Source organism: Pseudomonas sp. PNPG3 (assembly GCF_023093815.1).
Taxonomy (GTDB): Bacteria; Pseudomonadota; Gammaproteobacteria; order Pseudomonadales; family Pseudomonadaceae; genus Aquipseudomonas; species Aquipseudomonas asiatica.
Window position 1 is genome coordinate 16163 of record NZ_JALLKV010000022.1, and the last position, 21600, is coordinate 37762.

26 protein-coding genes are annotated in these 21600 nt (G+C 63.1%); 24 read left to right on the plus strand and 2 right to left on the minus strand.

The features are described from left to right. Positions 1-75 precede the first annotated feature (75 nt). From MJ643_RS15930 to MJ643_RS16025, 21 genes are all read left to right on the plus strand, one after another. Positions 76-876 carry a terminase small subunit gene (locus MJ643_RS15930; protein WP_247726871.1) on the plus strand — a complete coding sequence of 267 codons (801 nt, stop codon included), beginning with the start codon at positions 76-78 and terminating at the stop codon, positions 874-876. Then, positions 873-1190: a helix-turn-helix transcriptional regulator gene (locus MJ643_RS15935; RefSeq protein ID WP_247726872.1), complete on the plus strand. Its 318-nt coding sequence runs from the start codon at positions 873-875 to the stop codon at positions 1188-1190. The genes MJ643_RS15930 and MJ643_RS15935 overlap by 4 nt, the downstream gene beginning before the upstream one ends. Then, on the plus strand, positions 1174-1878 hold the full coding sequence (locus MJ643_RS15940; protein ID WP_247726873.1) for a hypothetical protein: 705 nt from the start codon (positions 1174-1176) through the stop codon (positions 1876-1878). Before MJ643_RS15935 ends, MJ643_RS15940 begins: the two co-directional genes overlap by 17 nt. A 240-nt stretch (positions 1879-2118) precedes the next feature. After that, positions 2119-2301 carry a hypothetical protein gene (locus MJ643_RS15945; RefSeq protein ID WP_247726874.1) on the plus strand — a complete coding sequence of 61 codons (183 nt, stop codon included), beginning with the start codon at positions 2119-2121 and terminating at the stop codon, positions 2299-2301. Further along, a complete protein-coding gene (locus tag MJ643_RS15950) occupies positions 2295-2879 on the plus strand; it encodes a hypothetical protein (RefSeq protein WP_247726875.1) in 585 nt (194 codons plus the stop codon). The genes MJ643_RS15945 and MJ643_RS15950 overlap by 7 nt, the downstream gene beginning before the upstream one ends. Then, positions 2869-3537 (plus strand): hypothetical protein, encoded by a 669-nt coding sequence (locus MJ643_RS15955; RefSeq protein WP_247726876.1) that lies wholly within the window; start codon positions 2869-2871, stop codon positions 3535-3537. Before MJ643_RS15950 ends, MJ643_RS15955 begins: the two co-directional genes overlap by 11 nt. A 65-nt stretch (positions 3538-3602) precedes the next feature. Further along, the gene (locus MJ643_RS15960; RefSeq protein WP_247726877.1) at positions 3603-5174 is read left to right on the plus strand and encodes a hypothetical protein; all 1572 of its coding nucleotides are present in this window, start codon (positions 3603-3605) and stop codon (positions 5172-5174) included. A 341-nt stretch (positions 5175-5515) separates the two neighbouring features. Next, positions 5516-5860, plus strand: coding sequence for a hypothetical protein (locus tag MJ643_RS15965; RefSeq protein ID WP_247726878.1), 345 nt, complete (start codon positions 5516-5518; stop codon positions 5858-5860). A 145-nt stretch (positions 5861-6005) separates the two neighbouring features. After that, positions 6006-6269, plus strand: coding sequence for a hypothetical protein (locus tag MJ643_RS15970; RefSeq protein WP_247726879.1), 264 nt, complete (start codon positions 6006-6008; stop codon positions 6267-6269). Between the two features lie 14 nt (positions 6270-6283). Next, entirely contained in the window at positions 6284-8017 is a 1734-nt protein-coding gene (locus MJ643_RS15975; protein ID WP_247726880.1) for a DNA cytosine methyltransferase, read from the plus strand. Continuing rightward, positions 8014-8730 carry a hypothetical protein gene (locus tag MJ643_RS15980; protein WP_247726881.1) on the plus strand — a complete coding sequence of 239 codons (717 nt, stop codon included), beginning with the start codon at positions 8014-8016 and terminating at the stop codon, positions 8728-8730. Before MJ643_RS15975 ends, MJ643_RS15980 begins: the two co-directional genes overlap by 4 nt. Further along, positions 8727-9740: a hypothetical protein gene (locus tag MJ643_RS15985; RefSeq protein WP_247726882.1), complete on the plus strand. Its 1014-nt coding sequence runs from the start codon at positions 8727-8729 to the stop codon at positions 9738-9740. Before MJ643_RS15980 ends, MJ643_RS15985 begins: the two co-directional genes overlap by 4 nt. Next, positions 9737-10213 (plus strand): hypothetical protein, encoded by a 477-nt coding sequence (locus MJ643_RS15990; RefSeq protein ID WP_247726883.1) that lies wholly within the window; start codon positions 9737-9739, stop codon positions 10211-10213. The genes MJ643_RS15985 and MJ643_RS15990 overlap by 4 nt, the downstream gene beginning before the upstream one ends. 4 nt (positions 10214-10217) lie before the next feature. Beyond that, positions 10218-10640, plus strand: coding sequence for a hypothetical protein (locus MJ643_RS15995; RefSeq protein WP_247726884.1), 423 nt, complete (start codon positions 10218-10220; stop codon positions 10638-10640). Between the two features lie 10 nt (positions 10641-10650). After that, the gene (locus tag MJ643_RS16000; protein ID WP_247726885.1) at positions 10651-11169 is read left to right on the plus strand and encodes a hypothetical protein; all 519 of its coding nucleotides are present in this window, start codon (positions 10651-10653) and stop codon (positions 11167-11169) included. Beyond that, positions 11159-11326, plus strand: a complete 168-nt coding sequence (locus MJ643_RS16005; RefSeq protein WP_247726886.1) for a hypothetical protein — start codon at positions 11159-11161, stop codon at positions 11324-11326. The genes MJ643_RS16000 and MJ643_RS16005 overlap by 11 nt, the downstream gene beginning before the upstream one ends. A 168-nt stretch (positions 11327-11494) precedes the next feature. Continuing rightward, a complete protein-coding gene (locus MJ643_RS31505; RefSeq protein WP_282103249.1) occupies positions 11495-11629 on the plus strand; it encodes a hypothetical protein in 135 nt (44 codons plus the stop codon). 415 nt (positions 11630-12044) lie between these two features. Beyond that, positions 12045-13106, plus strand: coding sequence for a replication initiator protein A (locus MJ643_RS16010; RefSeq protein WP_247726887.1), 1062 nt, complete (start codon positions 12045-12047; stop codon positions 13104-13106). Between the two features lie 87 nt (positions 13107-13193). Next, positions 13194-13490, plus strand: coding sequence for a hypothetical protein (locus MJ643_RS16015; protein WP_247726888.1), 297 nt, complete (start codon positions 13194-13196; stop codon positions 13488-13490). Beyond that, positions 13490-14569, plus strand: a complete 1080-nt coding sequence (locus MJ643_RS16020) for a hypothetical protein (RefSeq protein WP_247726889.1) — start codon at positions 13490-13492, stop codon at positions 14567-14569. Before MJ643_RS16015 ends, MJ643_RS16020 begins: the two co-directional genes overlap by 1 nt. A 3-nt stretch (positions 14570-14572) precedes the next feature. Continuing rightward, positions 14573-15082 (plus strand): hypothetical protein, encoded by a 510-nt coding sequence (locus tag MJ643_RS16025; protein WP_247726890.1) that lies wholly within the window; start codon positions 14573-14575, stop codon positions 15080-15082. Here the strand turns inward: MJ643_RS16025 and MJ643_RS16030 are convergent. Continuing rightward, entirely contained in the window at positions 15036-15314 is a 279-nt protein-coding gene (locus MJ643_RS16030) for a hypothetical protein (RefSeq protein ID WP_247726891.1), read from the minus strand. The genes MJ643_RS16025 and MJ643_RS16030 overlap by 47 nt on opposite strands. 10 nt (positions 15315-15324) lie before the next feature. After that, positions 15325-15648 (minus strand): helix-turn-helix transcriptional regulator, encoded by a 324-nt coding sequence (locus MJ643_RS16035; RefSeq protein ID WP_247726892.1) that lies wholly within the window; start codon positions 15646-15648, stop codon positions 15325-15327. A gap of 134 nt (positions 15649-15782) precedes the next feature. Here MJ643_RS16035 and MJ643_RS16040 point away from each other — a divergent pair, with 134 nt between their 5' ends. From MJ643_RS16040 to MJ643_RS16050, 3 genes are read left to right on the plus strand one after another with little or no spacing between them, the layout of a single operon-like run. Next, positions 15783-17396, plus strand: a complete 1614-nt coding sequence (locus MJ643_RS16040) for a hypothetical protein (RefSeq protein ID WP_247726893.1) — start codon at positions 15783-15785, stop codon at positions 17394-17396. Next, a complete protein-coding gene (locus MJ643_RS16045) occupies positions 17396-18313 on the plus strand; it encodes a hypothetical protein (RefSeq protein ID WP_247726894.1) in 918 nt (305 codons plus the stop codon). The genes MJ643_RS16040 and MJ643_RS16045 overlap by 1 nt, the downstream gene beginning before the upstream one ends. Continuing rightward, positions 18313-21537, plus strand: coding sequence for a glycoside hydrolase family 19 protein (locus tag MJ643_RS16050; protein WP_247726895.1), 3225 nt, complete (start codon positions 18313-18315; stop codon positions 21535-21537). Before MJ643_RS16045 ends, MJ643_RS16050 begins: the two co-directional genes overlap by 1 nt. The last annotated feature ends 63 nt before the right edge of the window (positions 21538-21600 follow it).

The following is a 21600-nucleotide window of genomic DNA, read 5'->3' on the forward strand; positions in this document are numbered from 1 at the left end:
AAGCGCTCTCCTGAGAAAGAGGGCACCACCAAGGTCGAGAACCCTATCGCGCTAAGCGACTTCGAGCTGGAGGCCTTGCGCATTGCGGACTCCCACGGCCTCGATCGTCGCCAACAGAAGTTCATCGACCTGTGGGTTGTGTGCCAAAACGCTGCCCAGGCGTACCGTGATGCCGGTTACAAGTGCAAGAACGACAACGTTGCCGCCGTGGGCGCCAGCAAGTTGCTAAAGAAGGTTAAGAATCACCCCTACACCAAGTGGCGGCAGGCCGAGCTGTTTAAGCGCACGGCCGATATCCAGAACGAGGTCATTGAACTGGTCCGATCAGCCGCCCTGGCCGATGTACGCGAGCTGGTCGAGTACCGCCGCCGCTGCTGCCGCCACTGCTACGGCACTGATCACCTGTACCAGTTCAAGGCGCACGAAATGGCCGAGCGCCAGGCCGAGTACGACCAACTCAAGGCTCAGGCCGACGCCGACGGCAAGGTGCTGCTGCCCTTCGACCCGCTGGGCGGCACTGGCTACAACCACACGCTTCCCCCGATCGACACCTGCACCAACTGCTTTGGCGACGGTGTCGGCCGGTCGTTCTTCAAGGACACCACCGACCTGAGCCCCGGTGCCGTCGTGCTCTACGAGGGCGTGAAGGAGGGCAAGGACGGCACCGAAATGCGCGTGTCCAGCAAGAAGGGTTACCTCGAAATGCTGGCGAAGATCTTCGACCTGCAGGTCGAGCCGGTGGTGGAGGTGCACGTCTCGATCAGCGACGACGAACTCAACGCCCTGTATGCCGAAGCCGAAGCCGCCACCAGCGCATCCCAGGCCGGTATGGCCGAGCGCGAGCGCCTGTTGGCCGAAGGCGGTAACCCAGCATGACCACGCCGGCGCCGGCCAGCCCGGACAAGGCCGCCATCAGGGAGGCCCGCAAGGTCGCCGGCCTGAGCCAGAGCGGTGCCGCGGCAATCGTGTATGTGAGCCGCCGCGCCTGGCAGAAGTACGAAGACGGGACCAATGCCATGAAGTTGGGCCTGTGGGAGCTGTTCCGTTTCAAGACCGGGCAGATGTGGGTGGTTCCGCTTCCCATTGCGCCAAAGCCCAAGAAATCGACCCGCCGCACCGGCCGGGCCGCCAACCTGACGCCGTACAAGGCGAAATCCGTAAGGAGCACCAGCAATGCAGCCTTTGACTAAACCTGAGCAGCACAACACCTGTGACGTTGGCGTGCTGCCGACCGAGCGTGTGCGGGCGTTCCGCAAGTACCTGGATAACCATGGTTGCCAGACCCGCGACGGATCCGGTGGCCAGCACTTCCACGTTATGACCCTGCAGGGCTGGGCAACCTTGACCCGCTCTCGGAAGGGGCGGGTAGGAACGCCTCGCTGGATGCGTCCTGTGGTGGACAGCTTCCTGGGTAGCAGTAACACCGCCATGGCGCCGGAGTTCTGGGACAAGTTTGGCGTGACCGCCGCCGGAATCCCGCGCAAGGACGCTGCCGCCACGCTGCGCGCGGACCTGCAAAGCGAAGTGCAACGCCGCGGCATCCAAGATCAGACCGTTGCCATGGATCCTGCCAGCGGCCATGACATCGCCGTCGAAACCATTGCGGTCATCCAGGGGGAGAAGCTGCTCGTAACGAGCATCGAGAAAACCGGTGCTGCCGAGCGGAGGAGCGCCCAGGTTCTACCGATTGGCGCCATCCCTGCGCCACGCCAGGCTCGCGACAGCGAAGACGCGCAGTATTTGAGCGACTTGCGCGATGACTTCGCTCTGCACGCGCCGCTCTGGCAGCAACACAGCGAATCCCTGGAGTCGTTCGCCAAACGCCGCTGGGCATATGCCGACGCGATGATGAAGGCGCGCCCGGCTTCGATGGCGTAGGAGCGGACTCGATGCGCTGCCGCTTCTGTGATGGCGCCCAGGTGGTGTGGAAGCACACCGCCGCCCACGGGCACCACACGTACTGCAACGAGTGCAAGCGACGTAACTGCGAGAAGGGCAGCACCGGCGCCCTTCCGCACGGCCCCCAGGAGTGCGCCCGCGCGCAGCTCCCACTGAGAATGACCTGAGCCCCATATGATCCGATCCGCCACCATTACAGCGCCTGCAGGACGCAGTGGTATGAACCACATGCGCGTCCTGGAGGTGATCGAGCCACGCACCAGCAAGCACCACACGGTTGAACTGGAGATCGGGGATCGCCTCTGGCTCAAAGACTCAAATTCAGAAATCACCACCGTTTCCCGGACCGATCTGGTTCGCACAGGTTGGGACCTGGTGCTGGCGCAGGGGGCGGCATGGTGACCTTGGGCCGTGAGGCATTCGAACACGCCGCCCGCAATGCCGGCATCGAAGACTTCACCCTCGATGGCGAGGACTACACGAACACCGGCACCCAGGCCGCGTACCTGGTGTGGTGCCAGGCCGTGGGCGCGGACAACGGCAGGCCGATCGGCTGGGTGACCCGCCGCAATGGCCGCGTGCACTCGTTCAGCTACGTGCAGCCGAAAGGCCCAGGCTCTCCCGGCTGGGAGCAGCAGGCCGCCCGCGGCTTCAACATGCCACTGCCCGTCTTCCCTGGCGTGCCGGCGCTGCCCCCGTCCGGGCTCCTGGTGGTGGTGGAACGCCTGCGCCAGGCCCTGGAGGAGCGCTACACCCCTGCGGGGGACGTAGGGTATGCCGCCTGCGAGCTGGAGCGTGCAGCGGCCTGCTACGCACTGCAGGCGGCGGGTAACCGCGACCTGGCCTTCAACCGCTTCTGGCCCTGGGCCAATCCCATCAAGCGGCACGGCTCGACCAAGTCCCTGATCGTGGCCGGCGCGCTGATCCTGGCCGCCCTCGATGCCCGCGCCAGCAAGGAGGCAGCGACCGATGACCAGTAAGCCGAACTTGGCCCAAGACCCTCGTTTCCTTGAGTTCGTGGAGCGTTACGCCAACGATCTTCCAGCATTTGCCCGGGACGTGTGCGGGCTTGAGCTGGCGCCTGATCAAGTTGAGGCATATGAGGCTGCGCAGCGCCCAGGCGGGCGGGTGGTGATCAGCGCCTTCATCGCTGGCCTCTACGAGGATGACCGACAGGTGAGCGTGCTGGCGCCGGTGGCGCTTTGGCATTTCTTCACCCGCAGCAAGTCGACCACCGTTGTGGTGCTACCCCCTGGCCGGCGTATTTGCCGGCGCCAGTACCGTGACCTCTTGAGGCGCGTGCACCGCAGGCAATACGGCTGGCTGTGCGACGGGATGCGGGTGAGTGAGGAGCGATTCTACCGTTCGTACGAGTGGCAATTGATATTCAGAGCTGTGTCAGCACCAGAGGCACTGTGTGGGTACTGCGCCGCGGACCTGATGTGGTTTGTTGAGGCCGCCGACCAGCTTGGCGAGAAGTTCTACAAGGTCATCCAAGGCAGCTGCAGGGAGCAGCGCAACACCATTGTGCTACTGGCCGATCAGTTCGAGTCCAACGGCGCTCCCCCAGAGCATGCCGGCGGCAACTGGTCGGTATACCCCGTGAACCGTGCCGCTGTGGTGCAAACCCCCGCCTAAACGCTGGCGCCAGGCCCCTTACAGTGGTTGGCGCCAGTAGCCGGCCGGCAAGCGTGTAAGGGAACATGGCCAGATCCAAATCAGGAACAACCAAAGCGCCGCGCCTGGCGATTGATGCGGACCCCCGGTGGCCCGCCTTCGTCAAGCGCTACGCCTTCAACCTGTACGCCTTTGCTGTAGAGGTGTGCGGCATGGGCAAGGGGAAGGGCGTCACCTGGCAGCAGAAACAGCTGTTCGACGCCACTTCGTCCTACGGCTGCCGCGTATCGGTATCGTCTGGCCACGGTACCGGCAAGACCCGCTCCTTTGGCGTGATCGGCCTCTGGCACCTGCTGTGCTACCGCAACTCCAACACCTACGTCACCGCGCCGAAGCTCAAGACGGTGCGAGAGGGTGTGTGGAAGGAAATGACCAACCTAAAGGCCGAGATCCTGAAGGGCCCACACGCCTGGGTGGCGGAGTACTTCACCATTCAGGCCGAGAAGGTCTACATCAACACCCGTTCCGCTACCTGGTACATCACCACCCGTACAGCGCCCCGCGGCTCGCCTGAGAACTTGGCCGGTACCCACGGTGACTACCTGCTATGGATGGCAGACGAGGCGTCTGGTATCCCGGACGAGAACTTTGGCGTGATCGGCGGCGCGCTCACCGACAAGCGCAACCGCTTCATCATGGCATCGCAGCCGACCAGGAACAGCGGCTACTTCCGTGATACCCACTACAGCCTGAGCACCAAGCAGGGCGGCGAGTGGACAAGCCTCACCTTCAGCTCCGAGACGAGCCCGCTGGTATCGGACGAGTTCCTGAAGGCCAAGCTGATCCAGTACGGCGGCCGGGACGAGGCCGAGTACCAGATCAAGGTCAGGGGCATGTTCCCGACCAACTCCAGCAAGTACCTGCTCAGCCAGGTGGCGCTGGAGCGCGTCATCGAGGGCCCGCGCGTCATCCAGGACAGCGAAGCCTGGGGCAACCTCATCGTGGTGGACGTGTCCGCGGGCGTTGGCCGAGACAAGACGGTGGCCACGCACCTGCGCGTGGTCGGCCATGGCGACCGGATGATGCCCGGGCGGCGCCGTATCGAGGTCGTCGATGTGCCGGTCTACACCAACACCGAGGACTGGACGCCGATCTGCGTCAAGCTCCTGGAGTACTGCGCACCGCTCTCCAACCCGACGATCATCATCGACACCAGCGCCATGGGTGAGCAGTTCATGAAACGCCTGATCGAGCTGGGGTCGGGTAACTGCCACATCCGCGGCGTGCAGTGGGGCGCCCTGCCGTTCAAGAACGAGTACCGCGACCGGTTCCTCAACCAGCGCGCACAGGCGACCGTGCACGCGGCCGAGGCCATCAAGGACGGCGCCGTGCGCCTCATCTCCAAGTTCAAGAAGGACCTGCTCGACCAGGGCAGCCGGATGCCATACGTGCTGGATGGCCTGGGGCGCTACCAGGTGGCCAGTAAGGCGCTCATGGCGGCCGAGGGCCTATCGTCCCCCGACTACTTCGACACCATCTGCATGGCGTTCCTGGAAGACGCCGACTATGTCCCTGCAGCAAGCGAGGGTGGGTCGGTCGTTACTGATCGCAAAAAGGCCGCCATTGAGGCGGGCGAGGAGGCTTTCGCCGGCATGTGAGGCAGGCTTGGCCACATATGTGTGGGGCAGGACGATTTTGGTAGGAGCTGGGGCGCTTCAGGTGCGACAGAATGCGCCGGTCGTCGCATTGAGTGCGCTGCTTGTTTCCTGACTGTGGGACTGGCACGTCTGAAATCGGTTGGCATACCGCCAACAATCCGGCGAATAAGCCGCGAAACAGGCATGGAGGCGCATTTCTCACTTCGCAAACGCTGGGAGCGGTGGTTTTTCGTCGGATAAATGTCCGAGGACACTTTTTTAGTGGCATTCTGCCGTTATGGCCATGCTGCTTAGGAGACGTTATGCAGTTCAAGTGTTATGGAAACCGAACACGCACCCTCATGGATGCGGCCGCTTTCGCAGCCTTCCGGGCCGAAGACAAGTACGTGATCGGTGTCCTGCCTAATGGCGCTGAGCTGATCCTGCCGGATGGGGTAACCCTGAAGGCGATCGAGCAGGCGCTGCCAACCGTTCTGCGCGCAAACCGCGGCACGCTAATCGCCCGCCAGCACATCACCGGCCTGGTAGGCGCTGGCCAGCATCGCAATGTGTGCACCGTCGTCGGCGAGTACCAGCTTGCGCGCCGGCAGCGCCCCGAGCCGTTCGCCCAGGCCTGCGAAGAGAATGCCCGGCGGCAGCGCGAGCTGGCCGGATCGGCCACTAAGTCGGCCTACGGCTGCCACTGATAGCTAGTTGATGGAGGAGCCCGCTCATTGCAGCGGGCTTTTTTGCATTAAAATGCCCTTATAGGCATTAAGATACATTTGATAAATGCCCTTATGGGCATTATTATGTGATGGCATTTCAACATTTCAGCCAGAGAAATCACCCATGACTTCACCAAAGCGCAAGTCCCCCGCTCAACTTCAAGCCCAGTGCGAGGCCTGGAACAAGGCCAACCCGGTCGGCACCCTGGTCAGCTTCGAGGAGATCCGCGGCTGCGGTGAAACCTTCCGCGGCAAGACCGCCAGCGAAGCCGATGTCGCCGGTGGCCACACAGCCATCATCTTCCTGGAAGGTAAGCGCGGGTACGTCTCCCTTGACCATTGCACGCCGGTTGCAGAAGAAGCCGCCACCGACACCATGTCTTTGTGATTGGGGGCTAGACCGTGACTGCAGCACTCAAAAAGAACCCTCTAGACTTCAAAACCCAGTTCAGCCTGGCCCTGAACAGCCAGGACGATGAACTGGTGGTCGACTTCTTCTGCGGGGGCGGCGGCGCCGGTACCGGCCTGGAAATGGGCTTGGGCCGCAAGGTCGACGTGGCCAAAAACCACAGCCAGGCGGCCATCAACATGCACACCGCCAACCACCCGCACGCACGCCACTTCACCACCGACGTGTTCGAGGGTGACCCGGACGAGGAATGCCAGGGACGGCCGGTGGGTTGGTTCCACATGAGCCCGGATTGCACCCACCACAGCCAGGCTGCCGGCGGCCAGCCCCGCAAGCGCGAGATCCGCAACCTGTCGTGGATCGGCCTGAAGTGGGCCGGCAAGAAAAAGCCTCGGGTCATCAGTCTGGAGAACGTGAAGCAGATCCTGCAGTGGGGTGGGTTGATCGCCAAGCGGTGCAAAGTTACTGGTCGGGTGATGAAGTTGGACGGCTCCGTGGCTGAGCCAGGTGAGCGGGTACCGGTGCAGGAGCAGTTCCTTATCCCGAACCCGAAGCGACGCGGCAGTACCTGGCGCCGATTCGTTCAACTGCTGGAGGGCCTTGGCTATGTCGTCGAGTGGCGCATCATCAAAGCTTGCGACTTTGGCGCGCCAACCAGCCGGGAGCGCCTGTTCATGATCGCCCGCCGCGATGGCCAGCCCATCGTGTGGCCAGAGCCTACCCATGCCAAGACCCCGGGCAAGGGCCAGCAGAAGTGGCGCACGGCTGCCGACTGCATCGATTGGAGCGTGCCAAGCAAGAGCATCTTCGGTCGCAAGAAGGCGTTGGCTGATGCCACGCTGCGCCGAGTGGCCAAGGGCATGAAGAAGTTTGTGCTGGACAACCCGCAGCCATTCATTGTGCCGATCGCGAACTGGTCGGGCGAACTGGCCCAGTCGGCACATGAACCGCTACGCACCGTGACATCCTGGCCGCGCGGCGGCACCTTCGCGATGGCCAGCCCGGTGATGATCACTGCAGCGCACGGGCAAGGTCGGCCAGAAGGCGTGCAGCGCTGGGGAGACGGTTGCAAAGAATCGACCATGCCACTCGGCACGGTAACCGCCAGTGGCGGGCATGCATTGGCCACCGCCTTCATGGCCCAGGCCAATGGCGGCTTCAACACCACCCACGCCAAGGGTATGGGCGACCCTATGACGACGGTGACCAACACCGGCAGCCAACAGCAGCTGGTAAGCGCCAGCCTGGCCACGCTCCGCCGCAACTGCGTAGGACGAGCCGTCGATGAGCCAGTACCGACCATGACTGCCGGCGCCGAGCATCATGCCCTGGTCGAGTACAAGCTGTCGCCAGAGCATGAGGAAGGCGCACTGCGCGTCGCCGCGTTCCTCATCAGCTACTACGGCACCGAGAACACTAGCGCAGCAGACGCGCCGGCGCCGACAGTGACCACCAAGGATCGCCTGGGCCTAGTCACCGTATTCGTGAAGGGCACGCCCTACGTGATCGTCGACATCTGCCTGCGCATGCTGCAGCCGCACGAGCTGTACCGCGCCCAGGGCTTCCCGGCTAACTACGTCATTGATGTCGGCGCCGATGGAGTGCCATTCACCAAAACCGAGCAGGTACATATGTGCGGCAATAGCGTCAGCCCTCCAGCAATGGCTGCCCTGGCGCGCGCCAACGACCCATGGAAAGTAACCAAGCGTGAGGCAAAGGCAGCATGAGCAACCAAACAAAGCACAACCTGGATACCTCCGTTGGCGGTCGCGGTTACGTTGCCGATCTGTTCAAGGAACGCCTGGGCACGCACAGCTACGATCGTTACATCAACGGCACGCTGGCCGCTGACTTCGCCTGCGCACTGTCCGGGTGGCTGGCGCCGGTGCTGGCCAAGGTCGACCACTTCGAGCAGACGCATGCCACCCCGGCCGAGCAGTTGCAGGCTGCGCTGTACGAGGCCCAGCAGGAGCGTGATGCCCTGCAAGCGCGTAGTGATGCGCTGACCGAAGCCCTGGAGGAGGTCCTGGTGAACGCTGAGCGCGGCTTGCCGGATCCGCTGCATCGCAAGCTGCGCCAGCTGCTCCCGCCGCCGGCACCGGCGCCAGCGAACGAAGCCGAGCGCCCTGGTTTCGAGGAGTGGCACCGCGATCGCTTCAAGACCAAGTTCTCGACCGGCGCCCCGACACGCGACATGCACGGGAGCGTATGGGCGGCGGTGTACGGCCCGCCCAATCAGCAGCAAATGTGGGAGTCCTGGCAGGCACGTGCAGCCCTTGGTGCGGCCGAGAACGCTGAGCTGCGCACCAAGCTGGCAGGGCGGGATGCTCTGCTACGTGATTGTTTCACCGCCATGCTCAAAGGTGGGTACTCGAAGCCCCTGCGCGAGCGTATCAAAGGTGCGTTATCCGCTAGCTCGGAGCCGGAGGTGAAATCGTGACAACTGCTATCGAGGAGTTGAGCCACCTGCTGAAGTTGAGCGGCGGCCTCTTAGGTTTCGAAAGGACTTTGCTCATCAGCAAAGAGCTCGCAGGTCAGATCATCGCCCAATACAAGCTACGGGGCGAGCCGGTGGCGGCGCTGCGCGATGATGCGGTTGACCAGCGCCAGAGGCAGCCGGCGGCCACCACCTTCCTTCTGGTTTCTCACCCAGATGGGGCGCAATGGACTGTTGAACTTGATGGGAAGCACCATCAGCGCGCCGCGCAGGCCCACCACTTGAAGATTGAACCGCTCTTCACTCGCGACGATCCGGGGGAGGTTGAGCGGTTGCGCGGGCGTGTGGCGCTGCTGGAAAAATACGAAACCGACTGCCTGTCACTGGTGCGTGATGCAGAGGCTGAGCGCGACACCATGCGCGCCCAGGTGGCAGGCAACATGGATCTGCTGCGCCTGGCCCTCCAGTTCATCGTGAATGGCGTCGAGCTGGGTTATATCCAGATGCCTGAGGCCGAAACCCCAGATCCGGCACATGACCTGCTGCCGAAACTTCAAGCCGCCCTATCTGCGAGTGCCCTGCCCGCCGAGAGCGTGCAGCACCAGGGCGAGCCGGTGGGCGTTATGACAGCGTCCAGCGAGCCCGGTATTGCTCCCTTCGCAGACATTTGGCCTTGGCTGGAGCCAGGAACGAAGCTCTACACCCACGCCGATCCTGGCGAGGTTGAGCGGCTGCGTGGACTACTCGAAAACCAGCGGCAGGACCGAAAGCGGCACACCGCACAGGCGGTAAAGCACGTTGACGAAATTGTCGCCCTGCGCGCCCAGCTGGCCGAGCGGGATGCACAGCTTGATGAGTGCATCACAGAGATGCAGCTTGCAATAAGCGATTCCGCTATTTATTCGGCAATGACCTCGGTTGGACGCCAAAGGTTTTTGCAACTCGTTCAATCGCACGATATTCGGCGAGACGGCGCCCTATCTGCCAGCACAGAGCTGGAGGTGAAGCTGTGAGCACCCCGCTCAAAGTGACCATAGTGGGCGGCGCGGTTGTATTCGCGCTGCCAGGCCGTGACGCGCTGTACAAGGTCGAGCTGTTCGAGGTGATGGCGGCGGGTGACTACCGCATGGCGGCGTGCTTCGAGCGCGCTAGTCAGGCTTGGCGGCCGTGTGAGCTGCATCGGGAGCACCATGGGGCAGCGATGGCTGAGATCGAGCGCCAGGCGGCCCTGCTGAGCCCGGATGCGGCCACCTGGTCGGCCTTGCTCAAGGAGGCGCCACCGGTGGTGCCCGAGCATGAACGCATCAACCAGCTGGCCACCCTGCTCATGAAACGCCACCAGGTGGGGCGCAAGGCGATTGCCGCCCGCCTGGGGATCAAAGACCGAACCTTCCGCGAATACTGCGAGGGGACGAGCCGCGGCACGCAGGGCGACATGATCCTGCTGGCGCTCGAAGCCCTGGCCAGCCGCTCCCAACTGGACTGACCGCATGGACAAGAGTAAGGAACAAGAGGCGCTGTATGGCGCGGTGGTGGCGATGGCTGTAACGGCCAAGCTGCAGGAGCTGGAGGGTATCCCGGCAGGCATGACATCTGGCCGCCGGCTGGATATCGGCGGTATCTCAGTGGAGAAGCGTGAGCAGTACATGAAAGCCGTTTTCACTGATATCGCCCAGCGGCTGGGCGTTGATCTGTTCCGACAGACCCCGGCGGTGCTCCTCGAGCAGCTGGCAGTCATGTCGGTGATCAAGGGCCACGATACCGCCGGCCTGCTGAAGAGTGTGATCAATAGCTTCCTGATCGCCTATGTCACGCCGGAAACCCACGATCGGGCGTATGCGCACCTGCAGGGGCTCGAAGCTCTTCGCAGTGAGATTGCTGCTCAGCGCACCTCCTGCGCGACCAAACACTGAGGATTGCCATATGGCGAATAAGCAACTGCAGAATCTGATCATCACCACAAAGACAGCCGAAGGCCTGGTGATGGGGCTGGCTGATCTGGACCAAGACGAAATGAAAGCGCGTCGGGAGCAACTGGTGCAAGCAGTGATGGACGGCGCCAAGGCACTGGCCAAGTCCTGGAGCCAGGTGGATGGCCCGTTTGCTGCTCAGCACCAGCTGGACGACCACCAGATGGTTGAGGACGAGTTTCTGGCCCTGACCAACCGGGTGGTGTTTCTCCCGCAGTCGGTCGAAGGCGTTCGTTTCTTGGAGCGCTGGTATAACCATCGTCTCGAATCGCTCAAGGGTATTCAGGATCACGCCCAAGCGGGCAATGTGATCTCACTGCGCCCAAAGGATCAGCCTGAGGAGCACCGGGATATCACCTTGAACGAGGATATGGCCGCAGGGCTGCGCCTGGGTATCAGGTTGGCGCGATCGCTGTTGGAGAAGTTCCCGCTGACCATGACTGTCGATGACGAGGGTGCGGATGATGATTGATGCCCTGGACAAGCTGGTGCTCGATGCCATTGAGCTGGATGCTGAAATAAGCGTGTCGTATCAGCGCGATGGTGAGGCGATGGGCGAACAGGTGGTGCTCACTCCTGAGCAAAAGGCTCAGGTGAAGGAATTCATCCTGGGGCGGGACGGCGAGTAGGTGGGCGTCGTCATCCAATTCCCCGGTGCTGGCGTCAAGCAGGTACCGGGGGAACCATCGGCACCGAGTTGCAAGGACGGGTGCTCTATCCCGTTCCTGTACCCCGACTGTGCGGCGATCTGTGAGCGGTGCCATGGGTACCACTCACCCCAGCAGGTGGTGCTGACGATGTTCCACCAGCTGGAGCTGGCGCAGGCGCGAGTGGTCGAGCTGGAGCGTGAATTGAGCCAGCGCTGGTGGCTTCGACTGGGGGTGTTCTGTCTGGCCTGGGCCAGCAGAAAATCAACCAAATCGCCCCTATAAAACGTTTTAGAGTTTTAACCACCGTTTTATATACGTTTTGGCCATTGTGAATAACTGGATCGGGGCCAGAGCCCGCGCGGCATGTGGCTTGTGCACAACCCTGTGGGCGGGTGGGTAAATTACGATCCTGGTGGGTAAATTACGTTTTGGGGTGGGTAAATTACTGGCTTGGGTGGGTAAATTACGGCTTTCCAGGCCGTTTCAGCCCTTCCGGGTGGGTAAATTACGGAAATGGCAGTTGTGGTGCCGCTTGTGAGGCCTCAAAAATGCCGTATAACCCCCGTAATTGCTGGGTTTGCCAGCATGGCGCCACTGTGATTCCGTAATTTACACACCAGCCACCGAATCCACTCCGGCTTTCCTGTGCCAATACAAGCACCTATCATCCACGCACAGCCAGAAACCGAGATTGCATATGTCAGCCACCACGGAAGCCAACCCCCGCGCCCAAGCGGTGCAGGCGCTGCAGGCCAAGAGCGCTACCAGGAAGCGCGCGCGTGCTACCCAGGGCGATCTGCTGGAAGGCATGGATCAGCCCCAGAGCCAGCCCCCTGAGTCCAAATCGATCACGGTCAAGCCGCCGGCCAAGCGCAAGAAGCCACGCGGTGCCGAGCAGCCTGATTTCTTTGCACCCATGCTGTACGACGTGGGCGCGAAAGATAACCGCGGCGTCATGGACGTGGCCGTCTACCGGCTATCGAAGCGGGAGAAGCGCGCTAACGCTGTGATGCGGTATGAGCTGCCCGATGGGTACGTGCAGGTCACCTCCGGCCCCTACGGTATGGCATCGGTCTGGGACTATGACCTGGTCCTGATGGCGATATCGCACCTCACCGAGGCCATGAACAAGTTCGCCGACGGGGAGCGTGAAGACATCCCCCAGCAGACGTTCCGGCCGCATATTGGCGAGGTGCTGAAGTTCTGCCGCAAGGACAACGGCGGCAATCAAAAGGATTTCGTCGTGGATGCGCTCAATCGCCTGAGCACCACGCACGTTGCCATCGAGCGGACTGTCTCCCGCGGTGGCGAGGCCAAGCGGGTCAACAATGGCGACCCCTTGATCCACGGCACCCGCGTGATCAGTAACGTCCGCACCAACAAGGTCGAGTATGTCGAGTTCCGCCTGGCCAACTGGATGTACGAGGAGATCACCAGCGGCGCCAAGCCAGACGTACTGACCGTGCACCCGGACTACTTCCTGATGGAATCCGGCATTGAGCGCTTCCTGTACCGGCTGGCGCGCAAGGCCGCTGGCAAGGACAGCGCCCGCTGGGGCTTCAAAACGATCTTTGTACGCAGCGGCAGCACCTCTAAGTTCAAAGAGTTCTGCCGCATGATTCGCGAGATCATCAAGAGCAACAGCCTGCCTGAGTATCACTTGGTGGAAGAGGACGGCATTGAAGGCCCAGTGCTGTGCATGGTGTACCGCAACGTCGCCAACAAGTGGGCCAACCCCACCCCACCCGAGGTGGAATAGCGCTACCGGTCGCGCAAACCCTCCCAGGATCTGCACCGCAGCTGCGGTGACAATCACCCCCGTGCAAAGACATGACGGGGGTGAGTTGTGATCGAGGTATCCAGGTTCTACAAAGAGGTGCGCAAGTTCTGCCAGCAGGAGCCGACGTATTCACCTCGGCGCCAGGTAGTGCGCACCCTGCCCAGTGACCGCTGGGACCTCTCGCGTGTCGCCCGGCGCGTGTACAACGATCCCGCCGAGGTTCTGACAATCATGGCCGCTGCAGGCCTCCCGAATGTCGATTCCGAACTGAAGGAGCAGGACCTGGTGCTGCCGACCGTTGAGCACCTGCACCTGCTCAAGCAGCGCGCCGGCTTGGTCGCTAACGTGCGGTCGGTGCGGTAATGGCCCAGCAGGACAAGAAGGACCCCAAGCTGGAGTTCATCCAGAGCGCCAACAGCGCGGGCAAGCAGGCCAAGAACAAGTTCACGTATGACTTGAATCGCCGCCTGGGCGACCAGGCCGAGATCCTGACCGCCGACGACATGTCGGGCCTGTACGACCCTGAGAGGCGCCTGTTCACCACCATTGACGGCAGTCCGCGGCTGCTGACCCTGGACGATATCGCGGCGTTCAAGGCTGCGGTGAAGGACGTGCAGCGCCGCCATGGCCTGCAGAAGAACGGCAAGGGCGTTCACGGCGGCATCCTGCCCAAACAGGTCATTGATCTGTCACGGCCGCAGGATCGGCGCCGGGCAGAGAAAGAGATTCACTTTGCCGTGCCGGTGTCGAACCGGGCCGGCCTGGTGCACTTCCAGACCAACGCCGGGCCGAACTACGGCGCCACCCGCCACCACGTCATGGTGCAGTTCCTGGGCTACGACAGCGCCCTGGCCGACGGTGACAGCTCGAAGAACGCCGCCAAAGTGATGATGCGCAGCAAGATCAAGTTCGACTGCGACTGCGGCCGCCACACGTTCTGGTACCGCTACATCGCCACCATCGGCAACTTCAACTACGGCAGGGCCGAAGACGGCTTCCCCAAGATCCGAAACCCCACCATGTACGGGATTGGCTGTAAGCACGTCCTGCGGGTGATGCAGACGATCAGCCACGGGCCGACTTTCCACAACTTCGCCACCCGCATGATCGAGAACGGCCGGAAGCTGCTGAGCAACCAGCGCCAGATCGTGACCGTGGCCGACCAGCTCGCCTTCGTGGAGAAGGCCAAGGGTGTGCGCAGTCGTGACCGCAAGCTGACCACCTCGGGCGAGCGCCGTGAAATGCGCAATGGTACGCCGTCGGCCAAAGCGAAGGCAGCAGCGCGCATCAAGGCCGCCAGCGAGTCACTACGCAAGACCCACGCCGCCAAGGTGAACAAACCGGTGAGCGAGGACAAGAAAATTAAGGTGCTGATGGGCCTGGGCTACAGCCGGGACGCCGCATTGGCCGCTATCGCCGCCGCAGACAAGGCGCAGGGTTAAATCATGCTGAACAACGTAGCACACGCAGTGAACCGGGCCGACCGCCAGCGGGTTCTGCGCCATCCGAATTCGCTCGATTGCGTGCTGCTGATCAAGCAGGTGGACCGCAACGATGAAGGTGGGGCGTTCGACGGGGCGCCCACGCTCGGCGGCGCCGGTATGCTCTCGTCGGAAGACGAAGTGAACTACTCCTGGGTGCCGGCCTGTGACGCGCGGATCAACTTCGCCCAGGGCTTCGCTGCGCCCCTGGGCAACACCTCCGACGACGGTCGGCGCCTGAACTACGAAGACCAGGTGCTTGAGGCGTCGATCGAGCCGCTGGCCAAGCCCGATGAGGAAGGCTACGTCCAGCCGGTCAAGGACATGCTGGTGGCTGTACTGGTTGGCGGCGGGGTGATCGTCAACTACCAAGTGGTCGACGTGACGGGCGAGATCAACATTCCCCCGTACACCCGCAAGTACCTGCTCAACCCGCGCCCGGATGAGGTGGATACGGCCGCCCTGGAGCCGTAGGGCGGCCTGGCTCGTCCGCGAAGTCGTCGGCCAGCCACTCGGCGTAGGCGTTGGTGATCAGCTCACTGGCGGTGTGGTCAGGCGCATCCAGGCGCGCCAGGCGCAAGAATTGATCATCGAGCCAGGCCATCAGCGCTGGGCGTCCGGCCAGGCATGGGCCAATTGCGCATTCCAGGGTGTCGGCATAGATCTCAAGCAGCTGGCGCACTGCGGCGTCCTGGTGATCGGTCATGCCGGTCTCCTTACAGAGTGTTTGCAATCTTTATGGCCAGAAGCTTCATAGCTGCCTGTGTCATCAAGCCGTGGCGGGCAATCCATTCATCGATCAACTGATCAAGCTCAGTTGCAGGGGCAGTATCCGATTCGCTATGAGCGATTGGGCTGGCGTGCAGTATGGCTTGAAGTTTCGCCCGAATCGGTCGACGAGGCACGCTATGGCCGTTCTCGTACTTTGAAACCATTGACCATGCTATCCCGGCTTTTGCGCCTAGCTCGCGCTGAGTCAGCCCCATGGCGGTGCGGGCATTGAGGAGCCATTCGGAGAACGGCACAGTTTCACTCGGCATGGAAAGTTGGTCCCGGGGAAAATGGGTACGGTAGCACGCCTACGGTGGCTTCGGAGTGGGCAAAGCCCCCGGATTTCAGGGTCAGTTGGGCCGGTACGCTGTCCGTCAAATAGGCCTACTGCGTACCCACTCACATGGCAGACGAACCGAAACAGAAGAAGTCCCTGCTGAGCAAGCTGGGTGCAGCCACCAAGGCTGCTACCAAGCTTATGCTGGCAGAGGTGGATGTGACCGCGACCAAGATGGCCGGTACCTCCACCTTCGACGCTGACTATGTCGGCATCGAAATGCTCATGGGCAACGGCAACCGCCCGGCCCGCTCCCGATCGGAGATTTACACCAAGTGGCACTACATGGTGCAGGACGGGCTTATCAGCACCATCCTGCGCTTGCACGTCCAGATGGCGCTGGGTGGGCACGAAACCACCGGTGAAACCATCTTCATCGAGCCCAAGGCCAATATCAGCCCCGCTGACATGAAGATCGTCGCGGATCTGTCCCGCATCACGGCCATGCTCAACAAGACCGCCCACGGCACCTGTTTCAGCGCCACGGCTTTCGGCGATGCCTACGCCCGCATTCGCACCGTACCGAAGGTGGGTGTGGTCCAGATCGACACCGAAAGCATGTTCGCGCCTCTGGTGCAGCCCTACGTCGAGGCTGGCCGCACTGTTGGTTATGTCGTGAGCCTGGGGCCGAAGCTGCAGGCGCGCTTTAGCCACCTGCAGATGGTGCGCATGAAGATGCCGCGCATGGTGTTCCTGCCGCAGATGCGGGCCGTCGAGAACGCCCAGAAGATGGACCTGGAATCCGACAAGCTCGAGGACCTGATGCCATTGCCAGATCTGGTGGGCGGCTCGTTCCTGGAAGCGATGGAGGAGGACTACGACAACCTGATCGCCGCCCTGCGCGGGATGATCGGGCAGCGCATCGCCGGCTCGATCGACGAGACGATGATAGGCGCCAACATGTCGGACATGACCCTGGAGCAGCAGGAAAGCTTCATGAGGTCGCTTGAGAAGATGCTCAAGTCTATGAAGGACCGGGCAGAGCAGGCGGTGAAGTCAGGCGTCTATGCCACCTCCCGCAATTTCCACGTCATGCCGACCTTCAACGAGAAGCAACTGACCCAGATCTCCAGCTTCCAGGGCGCCAGCTCCGGCGCCGGCGCCAACATCGAGGACGTGATGTTCTGCGCCCGCAAGCTGGCCGGTACCGGCGGCATTGATCTGTCTATGGTTGGGTTTGCCGACCAGCTGACCGGCGGGCTGGGCGAAGGCGGGTTCAATCGCACCAGCAGCCAGGCCGCAGAGCGGTCCCGGATCATCCGTACGGCCTACATGGCCTACGTCAACGACATCATCGACCGCGACATGCTGGCCAAGTACGGCTGGTGCTGGGACGACAGCGAACGTCCCTACAACGTCAACTACTACGGCTCTATCGCCGCCCTTGAGGCCGAGAAACAGGCCAGCCGTGAGCGTGCCATGAATACCGTGGCCATCCTGGTGCAGGTGCTGGTCGGGCTGCGTGACCTGGGCACGGACCAGGCAACAAACGAGCAGCTGCTGCTGATGGCAGAGCTGGACCAGGAGCAAGTCAAGGCCGTGGCCAAAGGCCTGAAGAACGCCAAGCCCCCACAGCCGGACATGGGCGCAGGCGTGATCATGGGCCCAGACGGCCAACCAGTAGAGACATCAGAGCCCGAGCGGGCGCTGACCAATGACAACGAAGAAGAGGCCGCGTGATGCCATTCCGTACCCCTATCATCAGCTACAACCTGAACGAACGCGGCCGCAACTACACCGGCCAGGCTCGTGAGATCGACATCGAGGCCACCATGAACCTGATCAACAGCCCTGCCACCCAGGAGGCGGTGCGCAAGGGTGACTTCAATGGCTACCTGGGGCACGGATTCCGGGAGAAGTACGGGCTGGCAGTGCCTGAAACCGTGACCGAGGGTGGCAGAACGGTCCCGCTGGAGCCTGCGTGCAAGACCGTGTTCTTGAAATGCCTGCCGGACGGCACCCTGCAGCACCAGCAGGAGTTCATGGATACCGCATCCGGCCGGGTGGGCGCTCGCATCTACCAAAGCGGGAACTGGGGTTTCAGTTCGGTGTTCCATGCGCCCGAGGTGAACGGCAAGCGCACCCCGATCCGCTACTACGGCATGGACTTCGTCCGCAGCCCCAACTACGACACGAACCGCGGCTACGACACCATGCTGGACAGCGCTGAGCCGGGCGCCCTGTCCGAAAGCGGCTTCGCCCAGGACTACGCCGACATGATGGACAGCGTGAGCCAGGCCCTGGCGGAAGGTGAGGCTCGGGTGCTCCAGAGCGAGGCGCACGCCGTTTCTATCAGCGAGTCCTACCTGCACCAGTGTCAGGTGAATGAGGACCTGGTGGATCGCTGTGCGCGGCTTGAGGCGAGGCTTAAAGCTCAGGGCGGGGACGGTGGCATGTTGGATAGCGTGACGCCTGAGAAGTTGGAGCGAGGCTCCACGTACAAGCCATCGCGTGCCACTGAAATGATGGACAGCGCCGATCGCTTCATGAACGCCGCGTTACCGAGCGATGAGCCCGCCCCGGAGAGTGACAAGACCACTGGCATCATCGCCAAAGGCCAGGCCCTGGTGGCGCAGGCATTGGGGCTGCGCCGCTGATGGAAAAAATCCTTGGGCAGGACCAATACGACCAGTCCGGTTTCCTGGTAGGGCCGAAGACTGAGGAGGACATGGACAAGGAAGGGCGCCAGATCGACATTCTTCGCGCCATCCATGGTGACACTCAGGAGACGGTCGACCAGCTGGCACGGATCGCCGACGGCATCGGGCAACTGGCCGTCACTCCGGCGCCAGCGGCACCTGCAGCTCGGGTTGTCGGTGGCCAGGGTGGTGATGAGCCGCAACCGAGCATTCTGCACGCTGCGCCGGCCGAGCCTGGCGATGACGGCGATCGTGGTGAGCAGGGCCTTGCCGCGCCGGTGACGGGCCCCGACGCGAGCCCGGTAACGGCCGTGCAGCCAGAGGCCGACCTGAGCGCCGCGCCGACGCTGAATGTGCACCTGGCTGCGTTATCGGAGCCCGGCCGCGCCTCTGTACAGATTCCGCCCTCGGCGGCGCCGACACAGCCACACCAGCAGTCGACGCCACCAGCATCGCCCTCAACGCAAACACCCTTCCCAGCACCGGCTATGGCCGCCGCGCAAGCGACTGTTGCAACTGCAGCTGCAGCTCGGCCGCCGTTGCCGCCAACCGGGCAGCCGGCCATTGCAGATCCAGAGGTGGCTGCGGCCGAGAAGACGGCCCGGGAAGGCAAGCAGCGTGACCAGGAGCGCCAGGCCAACGGCCGGTTCGGTTCGTCCCCGCGTCAGGATCGCCCAGCAGATGCCGGCGGTGATGGGCGCCCTGGGAGGACTGGCGAAGCGCTAGCCGCTGCCTCGGAGTCGCTGCAGAACGCCGCGCGCGGCATGGCGGACGGCGCTGACAACATCGACCCGTCCGTGCAGGCTGCCAAGGAGGTGAGTGCTGTTGTTTCGCCTGTCCTGGGCATATTCAAGCCGCTGGTGGGGCTGTTTGGCTTCAAGCGCTCCACGCCCGAGGAGAAGCGCCACCGTACTGACGTGTTCTGGTACCGCCGAATCTGGGGCACCCTCCGGGACAAGAAGTCCGATTCACGTATGGGGCTGATCCTGACCGGGCTGCTGGCGGCCCTGGGCATGCTGTTGGCGCCGATCAAGGCGCTTGCCCGCATGACGGGGATCATGCGGGGCCTGGCTGCGGCCGGCGGGCTGATGAAGGCTGCTGGCGGCTTGGTTAGGCGTCGCGGCGCAAATGGCCGGCGGGGGCGTGACGGGCGACATGCTCGGGCAGACGGGCGTGATCGACAGAGCCGGCGAACCCCTGCAGAGGCGCGCAAGGCAGCGAACGATGCCCGTCATGCGGCGACCAGTACTGATAAGGTCGCCTCCCACAAGACGGTGGCGACCAAGCCCGGAGCCCCGCCAGAAGCAAGGAAGCCCGGCAGCACCGTATCTGGCGCTGACAGCACCAAAAACACCAAAGGCACCGATAGCACCAAAAGCACTACAAGCACTAAGGCGCCAGAATCGGGAAGAGTGCGCCGCCCAGGGCTGGGGAGCCGTCTAGGCCGCCTGGCCAAGGGGGCGGCTAAAGGGGTTCCATTCCTGGGCGCGGTGCTTGGGCTTGGCGTGATCGCATCGACGGCGATGGCCAAGGATGAGCCAGGTGCTACACCGGAGGAGCGCCAGCAGGCCAAGGCGCAGCGTTTCGGCACCTACGGTAGTGTTGCCGGTGGATTGCTGGGCGGGGCGCTGGGCATGTTTGGCGGCCCGGCCGGCGCCATTGCCGGCGGTATGCTCGGCGAGCAGCTGGGCGAAGCGGTTGGCACCTGGCTTTCGACGGTCGATCTGCAGGGGATGGTCGACGGCGTGTCGACCGCGTTCCTAGGCCTGGCCAAGTCTGCCAGCGACCAGGTCGGCAAGGCATTCGACTTTGTACGCGCAAAGTGGGACGGCCTGGTGGCCACCGCAACCACTGCGCTCACCGGCATGGCGGACTGGGCCAAGGAGAGGTGGACCGCAGCCACTGAGCGGATCGCCGCAGTACGCGACACAGTTTCTGACCGGTACACCTCGGCCAAGCAGGCAGTCTCAGATGGCGCCACCAGCATCAAGGATGCCGGCCAGAACGCGCTCCACAAGATCACAGGCGGGCGCTACACCGGGGGGTCGAACGCCCGCAAGGACGAGCTGATCAAGGCCATGGATGCTGGCGGGATCACCGACGCCAAGTCGAAGGCCGCCCTGATGGCCAACGTCGACCACGAATCGGGGGGCTTCACCAGGACAGAGGAGAACCTGAACTACAGCGCCAAGCGCCTGCAGCAGGTGTTCCCCAAGTATTACCAGAACATCGAGCAGGCTCGGGCAGATGCCGGCAACCCCGAGGCAATCGCCAATCGCGTGTACGGGGGGCGCATGGGCAATACCGAATCTGGTGACGGCTTCAAGTACCGCGGACGTGGTGACATCCAGCTCACGGGCAAGGCTCAGTACGAGGCCATGGGCAAGAAACTGGGTATCGACCTGGTGAACAACCCCGAGCTGGCCAGCGACCCGAAGTACTCTGCCCAGATCGCTGTCCAGCATTGGAAGGACTCGGGCGCCAACACGGCTGCCATTCGCGGCGACATCACTGGTGCCCGTAAGGAGACCAACGGCGGTACAAACGGCCTGAGCGAAGTGAAAGCAAAGTACGAGCAGTACCTGGTCCAGGCCAAAGCGGGTGATCTGACCCCAACGCGCCGGGCCGACCAGGTGAGAGTGGCGGCGCCGGCAGCCGCGGTCGGCGCCATTGCCAGCACCATGACCAAGGTCACCGGCCACACCACGGTGGTGCCGGGCGTGACGGGCAACAAGCCAGCATTTGCGGGCGGGCCGGTTCCGATGGACACCGTACCAGGCCAGGCTGGTGCCGGCCCTGGCGCTACGCCGATATCGCCAACTGCTGCAGCGCCGACACCGGCCAAGCCGCTCGGCATGATTCCCATCGCCAGCATGCAGGCGGCACCAGCAAGCCCGGCTCCAGCGACCGGCAATGCGCCAACTGGGGCTGCGGTACCGAAGCTGGCCACCGCTGCCCCAGCGCCGCTGGTCCTGGCCCCGCCGCCGAGTTACAGCGCTCCCGCGGCCAATGCCAGCACGGTGAAGGTGCCCAGTACGCCAAGCGTGACGAAGCCGCTGCTGGGCGCATCGAGCAAGACCCCGCCACCGCCAGCGGCGCCGATGATCCTGAGTCAGGACTTGGAGGACAGGCGCATTGCCCACGCGGCCACCGGCGGCTTGGGCGGCCAGTCCCGCATGTGACGCGAAACCACGGAAACCGCCGGCAAAACCGGCGGTTTTTGTTTGCCATCATCCGGGCAATAG

Coding starts and splice junctions, on each gene's coding strand:
- MJ643_RS15935 (WP_247726872.1), top strand. CDS start 873: ATGACCACGCCGGCGCCGGCCAGCCCGGACAAGGCCGCCATCAGGGAG.
- MJ643_RS15940 (WP_247726873.1), top strand. CDS start 1,174: ATGCAGCCTTTGACTAAACCTGAGCAGCACAACACCTGTGACGTTGGC.
- MJ643_RS15945 (WP_247726874.1), top strand. CDS start 2,119: ATGAACCACATGCGCGTCCTGGAGGTGATCGAGCCACGCACCAGCAAG.
- MJ643_RS15950 (WP_247726875.1), top strand. CDS start 2,295: ATGGTGACCTTGGGCCGTGAGGCATTCGAACACGCCGCCCGCAATGCC.
- MJ643_RS15955 (WP_247726876.1), top strand. CDS start 2,869: ATGACCAGTAAGCCGAACTTGGCCCAAGACCCTCGTTTCCTTGAGTTC.
- MJ643_RS15960 (WP_247726877.1), top strand. CDS start 3,603: ATGGCCAGATCCAAATCAGGAACAACCAAAGCGCCGCGCCTGGCGATT.
- MJ643_RS15965 (WP_247726878.1), top strand. CDS start 5,516: ATGGATGCGGCCGCTTTCGCAGCCTTCCGGGCCGAAGACAAGTACGTG.
- MJ643_RS15970 (WP_247726879.1), top strand. CDS start 6,006: ATGACTTCACCAAAGCGCAAGTCCCCCGCTCAACTTCAAGCCCAGTGC.
- MJ643_RS15980 (WP_247726881.1), top strand. CDS start 8,014: ATGAGCAACCAAACAAAGCACAACCTGGATACCTCCGTTGGCGGTCGC.
- MJ643_RS15995 (WP_247726884.1), top strand. CDS start 10,218: ATGGACAAGAGTAAGGAACAAGAGGCGCTGTATGGCGCGGTGGTGGCG.
- MJ643_RS16000 (WP_247726885.1), top strand. CDS start 10,651: ATGGCGAATAAGCAACTGCAGAATCTGATCATCACCACAAAGACAGCC.
- MJ643_RS16005 (WP_247726886.1), top strand. CDS start 11,159: ATGATGATTGATGCCCTGGACAAGCTGGTGCTCGATGCCATTGAGCTG.
- MJ643_RS31505 (WP_282103249.1), top strand. CDS start 11,495: ATGTTCCACCAGCTGGAGCTGGCGCAGGCGCGAGTGGTCGAGCTGGAG.
- MJ643_RS16010 (WP_247726887.1), top strand. CDS start 12,045: ATGTCAGCCACCACGGAAGCCAACCCCCGCGCCCAAGCGGTGCAGGCG.
- MJ643_RS16020 (WP_247726889.1), top strand. CDS start 13,490: ATGGCCCAGCAGGACAAGAAGGACCCCAAGCTGGAGTTCATCCAGAGC.
- MJ643_RS16025 (WP_247726890.1), top strand. CDS start 14,573: ATGCTGAACAACGTAGCACACGCAGTGAACCGGGCCGACCGCCAGCGG.
- MJ643_RS16030 (WP_247726891.1), bottom strand. CDS start 15,314: ATGACCGATCACCAGGACGCCGCAGTGCGCCAGCTGCTTGAGATCTAT.
- MJ643_RS16035 (WP_247726892.1), bottom strand. CDS start 15,648: ATGCCGAGTGAAACTGTGCCGTTCTCCGAATGGCTCCTCAATGCCCGC.
- MJ643_RS16040 (WP_247726893.1), top strand. CDS start 15,783: ATGGCAGACGAACCGAAACAGAAGAAGTCCCTGCTGAGCAAGCTGGGT.
- MJ643_RS16045 (WP_247726894.1), top strand. CDS start 17,396: ATGCCATTCCGTACCCCTATCATCAGCTACAACCTGAACGAACGCGGC.
- MJ643_RS16050 (WP_247726895.1), top strand. CDS start 18,313: ATGGAAAAAATCCTTGGGCAGGACCAATACGACCAGTCCGGTTTCCTG.